This window comes from Stenotrophomonas sp. STEN054, from assembly GCF_056854535.1.
This window is the reverse complement of sequence record NZ_JBXFWG010000004.1, coordinates 47,949-62,967: the sequence shown is the minus strand read 5'-3', so window position 1 is coordinate 62,967 and position 15,019 is coordinate 47,949. Positions and strand designations below refer to the sequence as shown.

Below are 15,019 nucleotides of genomic sequence, written 5' to 3'. Positions count from 1 at the left end.
ACGCACGGACATTTCATCGCGCACGGCGAAGCGGCGGCCGCCCGCGTGTGCCTGGATGCGAGGAAAACCGCAACGGACGCGTCGGTCCGCTGCGGCAGGGAGCGTCAGCGCCGGCGCGGTGCCGCGGTCGATTCGCGATCCAGCACCGCGTGCTCGACGGTGATCATGCGTCCGGCCGTCTCGGCGCGGATGTGCTCGATCAGCTGCTCGGTCGCCAGCCGGCCCATGTGCGCGGTCGGCTGGCGCACCGTGGTCAGCGCGGGATAGATGTGGCCGGCGATCGGCGTGTCGTCGAAGCCGCACACCGACAGGTCGCGCGGCACGCGCAGGCCACGTTCGCCCGCCACGCGGTACACCGCAGCGGCCATGTCGTCGTTGGCGGCGAAGATCGCCGTCGGCGGGTCATCCAGCTCGAGCAGGGTGTTGGCGGCGTCCACCCCGGACTCGAACGAGAACTGGCCGCTGACCACCAGTTCCGGGTCGTAGGCGATGCCCGCCTCGCGCAGCGCCTGGCGGTAACCGGCGTGGCGCCACTGGCAGGCGCCGTGCGCGCGCGGGCCCTTGATGTGGCCGATGCGGCGATGGCCCTGCGCGACGAGGTGGCCGATCAGTTCGACCACGGCGGTGGTTTCATCCATGCGCACGCCGATGCGGCCTTCCGGGTGGCGTGGCGCGATGCAGGCGAAGGGGATGTCCTGTTCTTCCAGGTACGACAGCACCACCTCGTCGTCGGTCAGCGGCGGGATCAGCACCACGCCATCCGGGCGCGAATTCTCGAACAGCGCGGCCAGGTCGGGCAGGGTGCGGCGGCCGGTGCCGACCGGGCCCAGGATCAGGTTGTAGTGCTGCGCATGGCAGGCTTCCAGCATGCCGCTCTGGATTTCCATCAGGTAGTTGCGTGACGGATTGTTGTAGACCAGCGCCAGTGCATACGAGCGCTGCCCGGCCAGGCTGCGCGCCGACAGGTTGGGCTTGTAGCCCAGCCGCGCCACCGCCGCCAGCACGCGTTCGCGGGTCTGCTCGCGCACGTTCGGCTCATGGTTGAGCACGCGCGACACGGTCTTGATCGAAACCCCTGCAACGGCGGCGACATCCTCGATTCGACTGCGCATGATGCGATGGTTCCTCCTGGAAGGCGGCGGGCACGCGGCGATGGTAGTGCGTGCTGGCCCGGTCGGTGTTGCCGAAGCAGGCGGATGTTGCCACGACATGAGGGGCGCTGGCACGTCCCGATTTCGTGTCGCGATGCAGCACCCACGCATTGCGCTGGCGTGTCGATGATGCGCCAGGCCCCGTGGTTGCGGGACGGCCGGCACGTTGCCCGCGAACAACGATTGACAGCAGCGGGATCGCCTTATATGACAGCGCTGTCAGGAGCGGTGCGCAAGCGCCCATGCCGGCGTGCGGTCGCAGACACGCGTGCCAGGAACTTCATCCACGGAGGTAGAGCCCAGTGAATCGCCCCACCCAGACCCTTCTTGCCAGCTGCCTGCTGGCCGCCCTTGCCGCGCCCGTCGGTGCCGCACCGGCCAGCGGTGAACGCCTGCAGGACTGGCCGCGCGTGCACAGCGCGATCACCACCGACGCGCAGATCGAAAGCCGCGTGCAGCAGATCCTTTCGCAGATGACGTTGGCGCAGAAGATCGGGCAGATGACCCAGGCCGAGATCAAGACGATCACGCCCGAGCAGGTGCGCCGCTACTACATCGGTTCGGTGCTCAACGGCGGTGGCTCGTGGCCGGGCATGGACAAGCACGCCAGCGTGCAGGACTGGCTGAAGCTGGCGGACGCCTACCACGCCGCCTCGCTGGCCACCGATGCGAAGACGCCGGTTCCGGTGATCTGGGGCACCGATGCGGTGCATGGCCACAACAACGTGCTGGGCGCGACCCTGTTCCCGCACAACATCGGCCTGGGCGCGGCCGGTGATCCGGAGTTGATCGAACGCATCGGCGAAGCCACCGCGCGATCGGTGCGCGCCACCGGCATCGGCTGGGTATTCGCGCCCACCCTGGCCGTCGCGCACGATCCGCGCTGGGGCCGCACCTACGAAAGTTATTCGTCCGATCCGGCGGTGATCCGCAGCTTCGCCCATGCCTACGTCAAGGGCGCGCAAGGCGCGTTCAAGGATGACGGCAACGTGGTCACCACCGCCAAGCACTACCTCGGCGACGGCGCCACCGACAGCGGCCGCGACCAGGGCGAGGCGCTGGTCGACAAGGCGACGATGGTCAACGTGCATGCGCAGGGCTACTACGGCGCGCTGGCCGAAGGCGCGCAGACGGTGATGGCCTCGTTCAACAGCTGGAACGATCGTGCCGCCGGCGTCGACTACGGCAAGATGCACGGCAGCAAGGCGCTGCTGACCGACGCGCTGAAGGACAAGATGGGCTTCGACGGCTTCGTCGTCTCCGACTGGAACGGCATCGCCCAGGTACCCGGCTGCCGCAACGACAGCTGTGCACAGGCAATCAACGCCGGCATCGACATGGTGATGGTGCCCGACGACTGGAAGGCCTTCATCGACAACACCACCGCGCAGGTGCAGAAGCGCGAGATCCCGATGGCGCGCATCGACGATGCGGTGACGCGCATCCTGCGGGTGAAGCTGCGCGCCGGCCTGTTCGAGCACAAGCCGTCGGACAGCCGCTACGCCGGCGATGCCACGGCCGTGCAGCACCGCGAACTGGCGCGCCGTGCGGTGCGCGAATCGCTGGTGCTGCTGAAGAACGACACCAAGATCCTGCCGCTGCGCCGCGACACGCGCGTGCTGGTGGTCGGCAAGGGCGCCGACAACATCGGTGACCAGTCCGGTGGCTGGTCGCTGACCTGGCAGGGCACCGAGAACAAGAATGCCGATTTCCCCAACGCCGATTCGGTGCTGGGCGCGCTGCGTGCTGAACTCGGCGCGGACAAGGTCAGCTTCAGTGCCGATGGCCAGGGCGTTGACCCGAAGGCGTTCGACGTGGTGCTGGCGGTGATCGGCGAGACGCCGTATGCGGAAACCAACGGTGACATCCTCGCCTCGGACACCGTGAGCCACAGCCGTGCCTACCCGCAGGACCTGGCCGCGCTGAAGGCCGCGGCTGCGACCGGCAAGCCTGTGGTGACGGTCTACATGTCCGGCCGCCCGATGTACACCAACGACCTGCTCAACCTGTCCAGCGCGTTCGTGGCCGCCTGGCTGCCGGGCACTGAAGGCAAGGGCGTGACCGACGTGCTGGTGGCCGGCAAGGGTGGCAAGCCCGCGCACGACTTCCGCGGCCGCCTCAGCTTCCCGTGGCCGGGCGCGCCGTGCCCGGCACCGATCGACCAGCCCGATGCGAAGAAGCCGTCGCTGTTCGCGCTGGGTTATGGCCTGAGCTACGCCAAGGGCGGCAAGGTCGCCAGGCTCGACGAGGCCGATCCGGACAGCTGCGGCGAAGTGACCGTGCTGCCGATCTTCAACCGCGCCGACACGCCGCCGTTCGCTTTGCACGTGGCGGCCGCGGGTGCGACCCAGCCGCTGGGCAGCGACCTCAACGCCACCCTGCGCTGGCCGACCGCCAAGCCGGTGGTGCAGGTGCGCACCGTGCAGGTGAATACCCAGCAGGACGCCAGGGAAGTGACCTGGCTGGCCCCGGCGCAGCTGATCGCGCGCAGCACCTCGCGCCGCAACCTGGGCGCCCTGGCGCGCAGCAATGGTGCGCTGCAGTTCGACGTGAAGCTGGTGAAGCGCCCGGCCTCGCCGGTGAAGGTGACCATGCAGTGCGGCAGTGGCTGCGAGGGCGGGGTGGACATCGCTCCGCTGCTGGGCAGGCTGTCGCCCGGGCAGAAGCAGACGGTGACCGTGCCGCTGGCGTGCTTCGCCAGGCAGGGTGTTGCCCTGGGCGCGGTGGAAGCGCCGTTCGTAGTGACCGCCGACACGCCGTTCGCGGCGGCCTTCACCCAGGTCAAGCTGACCGCCAACATGGCTGATGCCAAAGGCGCTGTGACCTGCCCATAAGCCCCGCGGTAGCGCCGGGCCATGCCCGGCGTTGCCCGTGATCGCGCGCGGGAATGCATTCCGCCGGGCAAGGCCCGGCGCTACCGGTGGGTCGATGCTGCCGGGCCATGCCCGGCGGACGCAGTAGATCCACGCCATGCGTGGATGAGCCATCCCGAAGGCAAAAAAAGCCCCGCAGTGCGGGGCTTTCTTCTTATCGCTTCATGGAACCGAAGAACTCGTCGTTGGACTTGGTGTTCTTCATCTTGTCCAGCAGGAATTCCATCGCGGCCATTTCATCCATCGGATGCAGCAGCTTGCGCAGGATCCAGATCTTCTGCAGCAGTTCCGGTTCGATCAGCAGGTCTTCGCGGCGGGTGCCCGAACGGTTGATGTCGATGGCCGGGAACACGCGCTTTTCAGCGATGCGACGGCTCAGGTGCACTTCGCTGTTGCCGGTGCCCTTGAACTCTTCGTAGATCACCTCGTCCATCTTCGAGCCGGTGTCGACCAGCGCGGTGGCGATGATGGTCAGGCTGCCGCCTTCTTCCACATTGCGCGCGGCACCGAAGAAGCGCTTCGGGCGGTGCAGGGCGTTGGCGTCCACACCACCGGTCAGCACCTTGCCCGAGCTCGGCACTACGTTGTTGTAGGCGCGGGCCAGGCGGGTGATGGAGTCCAGCAGGATCACCACGTCCTTCTTGTGCTCGACCAGGCGCTTGGCGCGCTCGATGACCATTTCGGCCACCTGCACGTGGCGCGCGGCCGGCTCGTCGAAGGTCGAGCTGATGACTTCGCCGCGCACGGTGCGCTGCATTTCGGTCACTTCTTCCGGGCGCTCGTCGATCAGCAGCACGATCAGGTGCACGTCCGGGTGGTTGGTGGTGATGGCCGTGGCCACCTGCTGCATCATCATCGTCTTGCCGGCCTTCGGCTGGGAAACGATGAGCGAGCGCTGGCCCTTGCCCTGCGGCGCCATCAGGTCGAGGATGCGGCCGGTGATGTCTTCCGACGAACCGTTGCCGCGCTCCAGGGTGAAGCGGCGGCGCGGGAACAGCGGGGTCAGGTTCTCGAACAGCACCTTGTTCTTCGACGCTTCGATCGGCTCACCGTTGATGGTGTCGACGATGTTCAGCGCGAAGTAGCGCTCGCCGTCCTTCGGGAAGCGGATGCGGCCGGAGATGTGGTCGCCGGTGCGCAGGTTGAAGCGGCGGATCTGGCTGGGCGAGATGTAGGTGTCGTCCGGGCCGGCCAGGTAGCTGGCCTCGGCCGCGCGCAGGAAGCCGAAGCCGTCGGGCAGGATTTCCAGCACGCCGTCGGCGGCGACACCGTCACCGTGGCGGGTCAGCACCTTCAGCAGGGCGAAGATGACGTCCTGCTTGCGGGCGCGGGCGACGCCTTCGGAGATCTGCAGCTGCTCGGCGATTTCCAGCAGCTTCTGCGCCGGCATGCGCTTGAGGTCGCTCAGCGAGTACACCGGGAAGCCTTCCGGCACGTTGGCGTGCGGGCGCGGCACGAACACCTGCTGCTCGCCGCCGTCCTGCGGCATGCCGTCATCGCGGCCACGGCCACCACGGTCGCGGTCGCGACGGTTGCGGAAGCGGTCGCGGCGGTTGCCCTGGCCCTGCTGGCCGTTCTGGCCACCCTGGTTGTAGGGGTTGTTGTTCTGGCCCTGGCCCTGGTTCTGGCCACCGCCCTGGTGGTTCTGCTGACGCTGGCCGGATTCGCGACCTTCGCCACCTTCACCGCCGCCGGGGGCAGGGGCTTCAGCGGCAGGCGCGCTCGGCGCGGGGGCGGCTGCGGCCGGTGCCGGCGCTTCGGGCGCGGCTGCCAGCGGCAGGGTCGGCTGCGCGGGGGCAGCGCTGGTTTCGGCGGCGGCCGGAGCGGCTGCCTTGCTCACGCGGGGCTTGCGCACGCGCTTTTCGGCGGGCGCATCGGCGCTGCCGGTTTCGGGAGTGTTATCGGACAAGAGCGTTATTCCTCGCTTGAAGGTGCGAGCGCCCGGCTGGGGCGGCGAACGTTGGGAATGGGTCTGGAAGAAACTGCGTCCAGAGGGTGCGGCACGCGAACGCGGCCGGATATGCCGACACTATCATCGGCCAGCGGCGCCGTGCAAGGGTCACCGGGAACGGCATTCATGTGGGCGCGGGGCGCCCAGCGGCAGCCGCGGTCAGCGGCTGCCGTGGAACAGCGGGATCAGGCCAGGGCCTTGTCCAGCAGGCCGGCCAGCTGGGCCTTGCCCACCGCACCGATCTGCTCGCCGACCTTTTCGCCGTCCTTGAAGACGACCAGGTACGGGATCGAACGCACGTGGTACTTGGCGGCCAGCGCACGGTTGTTGTCGACGTTGACCTTGGCGATCTTGGCGCGGCCCTGGTAGGCGTCGGCCAGTTCGTCCAGCGCGGGGGCGATCATCTTGCAGGGGCCACACCACTCGGCCCAGAAATCGACCAGCACCGGTTCCTTGGAATTCAGCACGGCGCTATCAAAGTCGGCATCGCCGACGTGTACAACCTTGTCGCTCATCTTGGTTTCTCGTCTTGGATTGCACCCGGCCAGGCCGGAGGTGGGTGAACTGGGCCATGCCCGGTGGCGCGACCCTCGTCGTTGCCTCGCGGCGGTCTGCCGCGGTGCGTTCGGCGGGATGCCTGGACGCTCACGGCCGGCAGTGTACCCCTATCGCGCGGCGGGGACAGTTGCTGGCTGGAACCCAGCGTATCGTGATCGGGTGCCAGCCCGGTATGTGTCGGATTTCACTGCCTTCGAGAACATGGGGGTGGCACAGGGGCAGGGCCAGTGGCCCTGGCGGGGCCGTTCAAGTGGCGTGTGGCTCGGTGAAGGGCGGGTAGGGGCCCGGCGTCTCCCGGTTCGGTGAGACAGGTGGTTCCGGTTTGCCGGCCGGAGTGCGTTAAACTGGGGCATTGTGCGGCGCGCGGACCAGGTGGTCCCAGCCTGCCAACCCGCCGCAGGGGACGCAGTTTGCGACGGTTCCCCTAGACGCTGAAGTGCCAGCCGCCCCGTGGGCCGGCGGCCATACCAAGACGGACACATGAGCGACAAACCGCTGACCGATTTGACCTTTTCCTCCTTCGATCTGCATCCGGCCCTGCAGGCTGGTCTTGAAGGAGCCGGATTCACCCGCTGCACCCCGATCCAGGCGCTGACCCTGCCGGTCGCGCTGCCCGGCGGTGACGTGGCCGGCCAGGCGCAGACCGGCACCGGCAAGACCCTGGCCTTCCTGGTCGCTGTCGTGAACCGCCTGCTGACGCGTCCGGCGCTGGCCGACCGCAAGCCGGAAGATCCACGCGCGCTGATCCTGGCCCCGACCCGCGAACTGGCCATCCAGATCCACAAGGATGCGGTCAAGTTCGGTTCCGACCTGGGCCTGCGTTTCGCCCTGGTCTACGGCGGCGTTGATTACGACAAGCAGCGCGAACTGCTGCAGCAGGGCGTGGACGTCATCATCGCCACCCCGGGCCGCCTGATCGACTACGTGAAGCAGCACAAGGTGGTCTCGCTGCACGCCTGCGAGATCTGCGTGCTGGACGAAGCCGACCGCATGTTCGACCTCGGCTTCATCAAGGACATCCGCTTCCTGCTGCGCCGCATGCCGGAGCGCACCACCCGCCAGACCCTGCTGTTCAGCGCCACCCTCAGCCACCGCGTGCTGGAGCTGGCCTACGAGCACATGAACGAGCCGCAGAAGCTGGTGGTCGAGGCCGAGACCATCACCGCCGCGCGCGTGCGCCAGCGCATCTACTTCCCGGCCGATGACGAGAAGATCCCGCTGCTGCTGGGCCTGCTGTCGCGCAGCGAAGGCGCGCGCACCATGGTCTTCGTCAACACCAAGGTGTTCGTCGAGCGCGTGGCGCGTTCGCTGGAAAAGGCCGGCTACCGCGTCGGCGTGCTCTCCGGCGACGTGCCGCAGAAGAAGCGCGAGAGCCTGCTCAACCGCTTCCAGAAGGGCCAGCTGGAAATCCTGGTGGCCACCGACGTGGCCGCCCGCGGCCTGCACATCGACGGCATCAAGTACGTCTACAACTACGACCTGCCGTTCGACGCCGAAGATTACGTGCACCGCATCGGCCGTACCGCGCGCCTGGGCGAAGAGGGTGATGCGATCAGCTTCGCCTGCGAGCGCTACGCGATGGGCCTGCCGGACATCGAGGCGTACATCGAGCAGAAGATTCCGTCCGAGCCGGTCACCAAGGAACTGATGACCCCGCTGCCGCGCCCGGAGCGCCCGGCCCCGGCCGAAGGCGAGGAAGGCGACGACAATGAAAGCGTCGGCCAGATCTTCCGCGAAGCGCGCGAGGCCCGCGCCGCCGAGGAAGAGCGTCGTGGCGGTGGCCGCAGTGGCGGCCGTTCCGGCAGCGGCAGTGGTGGCCGTGGGGGGCGCGACGGTGAGCGCAGCGGCGAACGCCGTCCGCGTGGCCCGCGCAAGCCGCGCGTGGAAGGCGAGCAGGCTGCTCCCGCGCCGGTCGCCGGTGCCGAAGGCGCCGCTGCCCAGGCCCCGCGTCCGCCGCGCCCGCCGCGTGCCGAAGGCGCGCCGGAAGGTGCCGCCGATGGCGAGCACAAGACGCGCAAGCGTCGTCGTCGTCGCCACGGCCGTCCGGTCGAAGGTGCCGAGGGCGCGCAGAACACCGCCGGCAATGGCACCGGCCCGGTCACCCCGGTGCAGGTGGTGGCCAAGCCGGTGCGTACGGCCGCCGACACCGGTGATTCGTTCCTGACCCGCATCGGCCGCAAGATCCGCCGGATGCTGTCGGGCAACTGATCGGCGCTGCCGATCAGCGGGTAGCACCCGACCGTTGGTCGGGTGACCTTGACCGGTGTGCCGACCAACGGTCGGCACCCACCAAAGCGACCGGTAGCGCCCGACCGTGGGTCGGGCGGCTTTGAGGGTGTGCGAAAAATCCACCGGGCATGGCCCGGCGCTACCGATCCGTCGCGCGGCTCCTGCATAATCGGGGCATGAGTGTCCTGCGCTTCGACAATGTCAGCAAACAGTACGCCGGTGGCCACGAAGCCCTGACCGATGTCAGCTTCGAAGTAGCCCCCGGCGAAATGCTGTTCGTCACCGGCCATTCCGGGGCGGGCAAAAGCACCCTGCTCAAGTTGATCCACCTGGACGAGCGGCCCAGCCGCGGCGCCGTGGTGTTCGACGAGCGAAACCTGCTGAAGGTGCGCGGCGGCGACATTCCGCGCCACCGGCGCGCGGTCGGTGCGGTCTACCAGGACCACCGCCTGCTGATGGACCGCTCCATCGCCGAGAACGTGGCCCTGCCGCTGATCCTGCGCGGCACCCGCCGCGGCGACATCGCCAAGCGCGTGCGCTCGGTGCTGGAACGCATGGGCCTGGGCCACCGTGAGAAGGCGCTGCCCTCGCAGCTGTCGGCCGGTGAGCAGCAGCGCGTGGGCATCGCCCGCGCGATCGTGGGCGAACCCAAGCTGCTGGTGGCCGACGAGCCGACCGGCAACCTCGACCCGACCCTGGCGGCGGAGATCATGGCCCTGTTCGCCGAGCTGCCCTCGCGCGGCACCAGCGTGCTGGTGGTCAGCCATGACCTGCCGCTGCTGCGCCGCATGCGCAAGCGCGTGCTGATCCTCGACCATGGCCGGCTGGCGGACGACATCTCGCCGCAGGACCTGGCGGAGTAACGCATGGGCAAGAACGAAAACAGCGAAGCCGCCGCACCGTCGCGCCTGGGCGTGTGGTTCCACCACCACGCGCACAGCGTGGTGTTCAGCCTGGGCCGCGCCTGCCGCAAGCCCTGGGCGACCCTGTTGACGGTGATGGTCATGGCGCTGGCGCTGGCCCTGCCGCTGGGCCTGTCCATTGCCCTGGACAACCTCAAGCAGTTCGCCGGCAGCGTGCAGCAGTCGCGCGATATCAATGTGTTCCTGAAGGCCAACGTCGATGGCCCGGGCGCGCTGCGCCTGGCCGGCGAGCTGCGCGACCGCCAGGACGTGGCCAACGTGACCGTGCGCACGCCCGAACAGGGCCTGCAGGAACTGCGTGATGCCGGCCTCGGCGAGGCCATCGACGCACTCAACGACAACCCGCTGCCGTCGCTGCTGGTGGTCACCCCCGGCCAGGGCCAGGATGACGCGCGCCTGGCGCGCTCGCTGGAAAGCCTGTCCGGTGCCGACCTGGTGCAGCACGATGCCCTGTGGCGGCAGCGCCTGGATGCCTGGCTGGCCTTCGGTGCGCGCCTGGTGCAGGTGCTGTCCGCGCTGCTCGGCGCCGGTGCCGCGCTGGTGGTGGGCAACACCGTGCGCCTGGACATCCAGGCCCGCCGCGAGGAAATCGGCGTGCTGCAGCTGCTGGGTGCCAGCGATGGCTTCATCCGCCGCCCGTTCCTGTATCTGGGCGCCTGGTACGGCCTGGGCGCCGGTGCGGTCGCGCTGGCCCTGATCGGCGTAGCCGGCACCGCCCTGCGCACGCCGCTGGCCGATCTGTCGCGCAGCTACGGCAGCCCGTTCGTGCTGCATGGCCTGGACCTGCTGCACGGCAGCCTGGTGCTGCTGGGCACGCTGCTGCTGGGCTGGCTGGGTGCCTGGCTGGTGACCGGCCACTTCCTCCGCCAGACCCGCCCCACCGACACCTGAGACCGGCATGCGACCGCAAGCGTTGAAGCACCTTGAAGGGCCCGCGACGCGGGTGATGGTGGTCGATGGTTCCAAGCTGGTGCGCAAGCTGATCGCCGACGTGCTGCAGCGTGACCTGCCGGGCGTTGAAGTCATTGGCTGCGACAGCATCGAGGAAGCACAGCAGGTGCTGGCACAGGGGCCGGTGGATCTGGTGACCACCTCGCTGACCCTGCGCGATGGCGACGGCCTGGCGCTGGCCAAGAGCGTGCGCGAAGCCGCCGGCCAGGCCTATGTGCCGGTCATCGTGGTCTCCGGCGATGCGCAGCAGCACCTGGAACAGCGCCGCTTCACCGAGTACGTCACCGATTATTTCGACAAGGCGCTGGGCCACGAGGCGCTGGCGACCTTCATCCGCGGCTACGTGCAGCCGCAGACCATTCCCGGCGCCACCATCCTGTATGTCGAGGACAGCCGGGTGGTGGCCGAAGCAACCAAGCGCATGCTCGAGCGTCAGCAGCTGAACGTGCTGCACGTGGTCAGCGCCGAGGAAGCCTTCACCCTGCTCACCGCCGAATCGCTGGGCCGCAGCCGCCACCGCATCGATCTTGTGCTGACCGACGTCACTCTGAAGGGTGAGTTGAGCGGCCGCGACGTGGTGCAGCGCGTGCGCGTGGATTTCGGCTACGGCAAGCGCCGCCTGCCGGTGCTGGTGATGACCGGCGATGGCAACCCGCACAACCAGACCGGGCTGCTGCAGGCCGGTGCCAACGATCTGGTGCTCAAGCCGATCGAGGAGCGCCTGCTGGTGACCAAGGTACTGTTTCAGCTGAGGCTGGCACGTTTGAACGATGGACCCCTGTTGCAATAGAAGTGGCGCGATGATGGATGACGTAGTGGAGACCCCGACGATCCAGCTGGAACCGAGCTGGAAGCAGCACGTCGGTGATTACCTGTTGCAGCCGCAGATGCGCGAGCTGTCCGCCTTCCTGCGCCAGCGCAAGGCCGCCGGTGCGGCGGTATTTCCGCCGGGCCCGCAGATCTTCGCCGCGTTCGATGCCACGCCGTTCGAGCAGGTGAAGGTGGTGATCCTCGGCCAGGATCCGTACCACGGCCGCGGCCAGGCCCATGGCCTGAGCTTCTCGGTGGCCCCGGGCGTGCCAGTACCGCCGTCGCTGCTGAATATCTACAAGGAAATCGAAGCCGACCTCGATATCGCCCGGCCCGACCACGGTTGCCTGGTGCCCTGGGCGCAGCGCGGCGTGCTGCTGCTCAACGCCGTGCTGACGGTGGAGGAAGGCCAGGCCGGCGCCCACCAGGGACGCGGATGGGAAGGATTCACCGATCACGTGGTGGACGTGCTCAACCGCGAGCGCGACGGCCTGGTGTTCATGCTCTGGGGCGCGTACGCGCAGAAGAAGGGCAAGGTGATCGACACCCGTCGCCATCGCGTGCTGAAGTCGCCGCACCCCTCGCCGTTGTCGGCGCACCGGGGCTTTCTCGGCTGCCGCCACTTTTCGATGGCCAACGAGTACCTGCAGCGCCAGGGCAAGGCGCCGATCGACTGGTCACTGCCGCCGCGCGCCGAACCCTGACGGCGCGCGGGCGAGGCCTTACTCGGTCAGCATTTCGATGATGGCGTGGGCGACCTGGCGCTTGCGCGGTGGCAACCGCCGCAGCAGGGTCAGGATCGCGTTTTCCTGCGGGCTGCGCGCCGCATCCACCACTGCGGTCTCCGGTGGACACAGTTCGCCATCGTCGGGACGACCGGGGCCACGACCGGTGGCCACCCACTCGAAGTGGACCTGCGTCACAACCGCGAGCTTCGAGAGATGTTGGACGCTGGGAACGGTGCCGCCCTCACGTTCCCACTGTGCCACGGCGCTGCGGCGGACCCCGCAATGCAACGCCAACTGCGTCTGAGAAAGGCCAGCCGTTAGTCGGGCCCGCCGGATTCTGTCGCACATCGACTGCATTTTTCACCCCCTCTCCATGTTCGGTAAGCGCTGCTTCCTTGACAGCAATACTTTTTCTGCGTGTACAGAATTGCTGTCCCTGTCTGCATTTCAAGAGGCCTGCGCGTCGTTCCTGTGCGCCAGCAAGCGCCTCTTCCCCCCGATTTCACGCCGTCTTGTTTGACGGCCTTTCGTTGCCTCGCATTAATCGCACCGAACCGGAAATGAACGCAGTCCCACGCGGGGAGCGACACCGGCGGAGCGATTACTCCAGGACGACGCGCTGATCACGTCGTCACGGCGTGCCTCTGCCAAAAATCGGCGGAGAACGATGCATGGTTAATGTGAAGGGCGTGAAAGCATCGTCGTTGCGCTGGCAGGCGCTGGTGATGCTGGTGGTCCTGGCAGTCCTCTCCTGCCTGGGCCGCGCACAGGCCCAGTCCGCCTGCACCGCCGGCGCCTGCGTCAGCGCCGGGCCGCGCCTGGTCTCGGTCGATTCCACCCAGAGCCCGCTCCTCAACCTGCTGTTCAGCGCGCTGCTGCCGGGCACCAGCCTCAATCTCAGCGTCGCCGACTGGAACAGCCTGGCGGGCGCCAACGTCAATCTGAATGCACTGCTGACCCAGCTCAATGGCGGTGTCACCGTCAGCGACCCCAGCCAGGTGCTCAACACCAACATCAGCCTGGGCCAGCTGCGTGCGGCGATGGTGCAGGTGCTACAGGCCGACGGCCAGACCGCTGCGGCCAACGTGCTGAACGCGCTGCCGCTGGGCGTGGCCGGAACCTCTGGCAGCATCCGCTTGGCCGACATCCTGCAGGTCGCGCTGCCGACCGGTTCGCTGGCTACGGTGCGCCTGAACGTGCTCGACCTGCTGACGGGCGGCGTGCAGCTCTACAACTTCCGCAACGTGCTGACCACGCCGACGCCGATCACGGTGAACACCGCGGCACTCGGTCTGAACGGCGTGGCCAACGTGCGCCTGTGGGCGCAGGTGATCGAGCCGCCGAGCTACAACTGCGGCACGGTGGGCGCGGCATTCCACAGCGCGGCCATCCGCATCAAGCTCGACCTGGACCTGGTGCAGGGCCTGAACACCGGCACCCTCACCGCCGCGTTGAACGGGCTCAACCTGCTGGGAGTCTCGCTGTCCAACACCAGCATCAGCGCCGACGTGCTGCACCTGCAGGTCTACGCCGATGTCGCACGCGCCGAAGGTTCGATCTCGGCGGTGAACCTGGTCGGCAACGCAGTGACCCTGCAGGCGCGCCCGGGCCTGGTCAACCTGTATGTCGGCCAGATCAGCGACGCTACCTTCTTCAACCGCAGTACGGTACTGACCGACACCGCCCTCACCGCCGCTACGCTGACCAATCTGAGCGTGAAGGTCCGGGTGAGCGCCACCGTGCTGGGTGCGCTCGTCCCGGTGGCCGACATCACCATTCCCATCGCGGTAAGCATCCGCGGTTACGCCACCGCGACACCGGGACTGCAGAGCGCCAGTTTCACCGGGCCCTATCCACAGACACGCACGCTCACCGCCGGCACGGTCAGCGCGGCCACGCTGGTCTCCACGCTGGTCAATTCGCTCAACATCCAGCTCACCAGCGGCAATCCGCAGGTGACCCTGCTGGGCTCGTTGCCGCTGCCGTTGCCGGTGGCCGACCTGGTCAACGGCATCGTCAACGCGCTGCTGACGCCGGTACGCACGCAGGTCAATGCAGTGGTGACACCCGTGCTGACCGCGGTGCTGGGCGGCGTGGTCGACAATCTTCTGGGCCTGCTCGGCATCCGTATCGGCCAGGCGGTATTCACCGTGGAAGGTGTAACCCAGGCCTGCGCCGCCACCCTGCAGCTGGTGAAGGACCTGCAGCCGACCAGCGATACCGGCCGCTTCAACCTGTCCATCACCTACAACGGCAACACGGTGGGCTCGGCCAGCAACGTCGGCAACAACGGTGCCACGGGGGCGATCATCACCGTACCCGGCGGCAGCTATGCACTGGCCGAAACGGCGGCAGCCGGCACCACGCTGACCCGCTATGCCAGCACCTGGCAGTGCATCGACCAGAACAACACCGTGGTCTCGTCCGGCAGCGGCGGCAGTTTCACCCTGCAGGCGCCGGCGATGACCGCCACCGCCACCACCCTGGTGTGCCGCATCACCAACCGGACGCGGCAGGCCGACCTGTCGATCACCAAGAGCGATGGCAGCGGCACCTATACGCCGGGTGGCACGGCGACCTACACGCTGCAGGTGGTCAACAACGGGCCCGATGCGGTGACCAATGCGACGGTCACCGACACCCTGCCCAACGGCACCACCCTGCGTGGCGCCTGGACCTGCAGCGCGACCAGCGGCAGCACCTGCGCGGCGGCCAGTGGCGGCGCGGTGGGCGGCGATGCAGTGAACGTGGGCGTGAACCTGGTCAACGGTGGCCAGGCAACGATCAGCGTGCCAGTGAGCTTCAGCAACAACCCGGGCGCCTACTAGCGCGCGGTGCAGTGCAG

At 68.1% G+C, this 15,019-nt stretch carries 11 protein-coding genes; 7 read left to right on the top strand and 4 right to left on the bottom strand.

Going from position 1 to position 15,019, the window contains the following annotated elements; genetic code table 11:
- Nucleotides 1-104: 104 nt before the first annotated feature.
- Nucleotides 105-1,112 carry a LacI family DNA-binding transcriptional regulator gene (locus AC1VXD_RS02475; protein ID WP_482990678.1) on the bottom strand — a complete coding sequence of 336 codons (1,008 nt, stop codon included), beginning with the start codon at nt 1,110-1,112 and terminating at the stop codon, nt 105-107.
- Nucleotides 1,113-1,453: 341 nt separating this feature from the next.
- Here AC1VXD_RS02475 and AC1VXD_RS02470 point away from each other — a divergent pair, with 341 nt between their 5' ends.
- Complete coding sequence (locus AC1VXD_RS02470) at nt 1,454-3,985, top strand: glycoside hydrolase family 3 protein (RefSeq protein ID WP_482990677.1); 2,532 nt, start codon at nt 1,454-1,456, stop codon at nt 3,983-3,985.
- 193 nt (nt 3,986-4,178) lie between these two features.
- Here the strand turns inward: AC1VXD_RS02470 and rho are convergent, their stop codons facing one another.
- Both rho and trxA read right to left on the bottom strand, forming a co-directional pair.
- Nucleotides 4,179-5,933 carry a transcription termination factor Rho gene (gene rho, locus AC1VXD_RS02465; protein ID WP_482990676.1) on the bottom strand — a complete coding sequence of 585 codons (1,755 nt, stop codon included), beginning with the start codon at nt 5,931-5,933 and terminating at the stop codon, nt 4,179-4,181.
- A 227-nt stretch (nt 5,934-6,160) separates the two neighbouring features.
- Entirely contained in the window at nt 6,161-6,490 is a 330-nt protein-coding gene (gene trxA, locus AC1VXD_RS02460) for a thioredoxin (protein ID WP_025878607.1), read from the bottom strand.
- A gap of 523 nt (nt 6,491-7,013) precedes the next feature.
- Here trxA and rhlB point away from each other — a divergent pair.
- The 5 genes from rhlB (at nt 7,014) to ung (ending at nt 12,150) form a co-directional block, all read left to right on the top strand.
- On the top strand, nt 7,014-8,741 hold the full coding sequence (gene rhlB / locus AC1VXD_RS02455; RefSeq protein WP_482990675.1) for an ATP-dependent RNA helicase RhlB: 1,728 nt from the start codon (nt 7,014-7,016) through the stop codon (nt 8,739-8,741).
- A gap of 197 nt (nt 8,742-8,938) precedes the next feature.
- Entirely contained in the window at nt 8,939-9,625 is a 687-nt protein-coding gene (ftsE, locus tag AC1VXD_RS02450; protein ID WP_079223801.1) for a cell division ATP-binding protein FtsE, read from the top strand.
- Nucleotides 9,626-9,628: 3 nt separating this feature from the next.
- Nucleotides 9,629-10,576, top strand: a complete 948-nt coding sequence (ftsX, locus tag AC1VXD_RS02445; RefSeq protein ID WP_482990674.1) for a permease-like cell division protein FtsX — start codon at nt 9,629-9,631, stop codon at nt 10,574-10,576.
- A 7-nt stretch (nt 10,577-10,583) separates the two neighbouring features.
- A complete protein-coding gene (locus AC1VXD_RS02440) occupies nt 10,584-11,426 on the top strand; it encodes a response regulator (RefSeq protein WP_482990673.1) in 843 nt (280 codons plus the stop codon).
- 10 nt (nt 11,427-11,436) lie between these two features.
- Nucleotides 11,437-12,150 (top strand): uracil-DNA glycosylase, encoded by a 714-nt coding sequence (ung, locus tag AC1VXD_RS02435; RefSeq protein WP_482990672.1) that lies wholly within the window; start codon nt 11,437-11,439, stop codon nt 12,148-12,150.
- Between the two features lie 18 nt (nt 12,151-12,168).
- On the opposite strand, the gene AC1VXD_RS02430 is transcribed toward ung, so the two are convergent.
- Nucleotides 12,169-12,522, bottom strand: a complete 354-nt coding sequence (locus AC1VXD_RS02430; protein WP_482990671.1) for a helix-turn-helix domain-containing protein — start codon at nt 12,520-12,522, stop codon at nt 12,169-12,171.
- 323 nt (nt 12,523-12,845) lie between these two features.
- On the opposite strand from AC1VXD_RS02430, the gene AC1VXD_RS02425 reads away from it, so the two are divergent.
- Nucleotides 12,846-15,002 (top strand): hypothetical protein, encoded by a 2,157-nt coding sequence (locus AC1VXD_RS02425; RefSeq protein WP_482990670.1) that lies wholly within the window; start codon nt 12,846-12,848, stop codon nt 15,000-15,002.
- Nucleotides 15,003-15,019 lie beyond the last annotated feature (17 nt).

Coding starts and splice junctions, on each gene's coding strand:
- AC1VXD_RS02475 (WP_482990678.1), bottom strand. CDS start 1,112: ATGCGCAGTCGAATCGAGGATGTCGCCGCCGTTGCAGGGGTTTCGATC.
- trxA (WP_025878607.1), bottom strand. CDS start 6,490: ATGAGCGACAAGGTTGTACACGTCGGCGATGCCGACTTTGATAGCGCC.
- rhlB (WP_482990675.1), top strand. CDS start 7,014: ATGAGCGACAAACCGCTGACCGATTTGACCTTTTCCTCCTTCGATCTG.
- ftsE (WP_079223801.1), top strand. CDS start 8,939: ATGAGTGTCCTGCGCTTCGACAATGTCAGCAAACAGTACGCCGGTGGC.
- ftsX (WP_482990674.1), top strand. CDS start 9,629: ATGGGCAAGAACGAAAACAGCGAAGCCGCCGCACCGTCGCGCCTGGGC.
- AC1VXD_RS02440 (WP_482990673.1), top strand. CDS start 10,584: ATGCGACCGCAAGCGTTGAAGCACCTTGAAGGGCCCGCGACGCGGGTG.
- ung (WP_482990672.1), top strand. CDS start 11,437: ATGATGGATGACGTAGTGGAGACCCCGACGATCCAGCTGGAACCGAGC.
- AC1VXD_RS02430 (WP_482990671.1), bottom strand. CDS start 12,522: ATGTGCGACAGAATCCGGCGGGCCCGACTAACGGCTGGCCTTTCTCAG.
- AC1VXD_RS02425 (WP_482990670.1), top strand. CDS start 12,846: ATGGTTAATGTGAAGGGCGTGAAAGCATCGTCGTTGCGCTGGCAGGCG.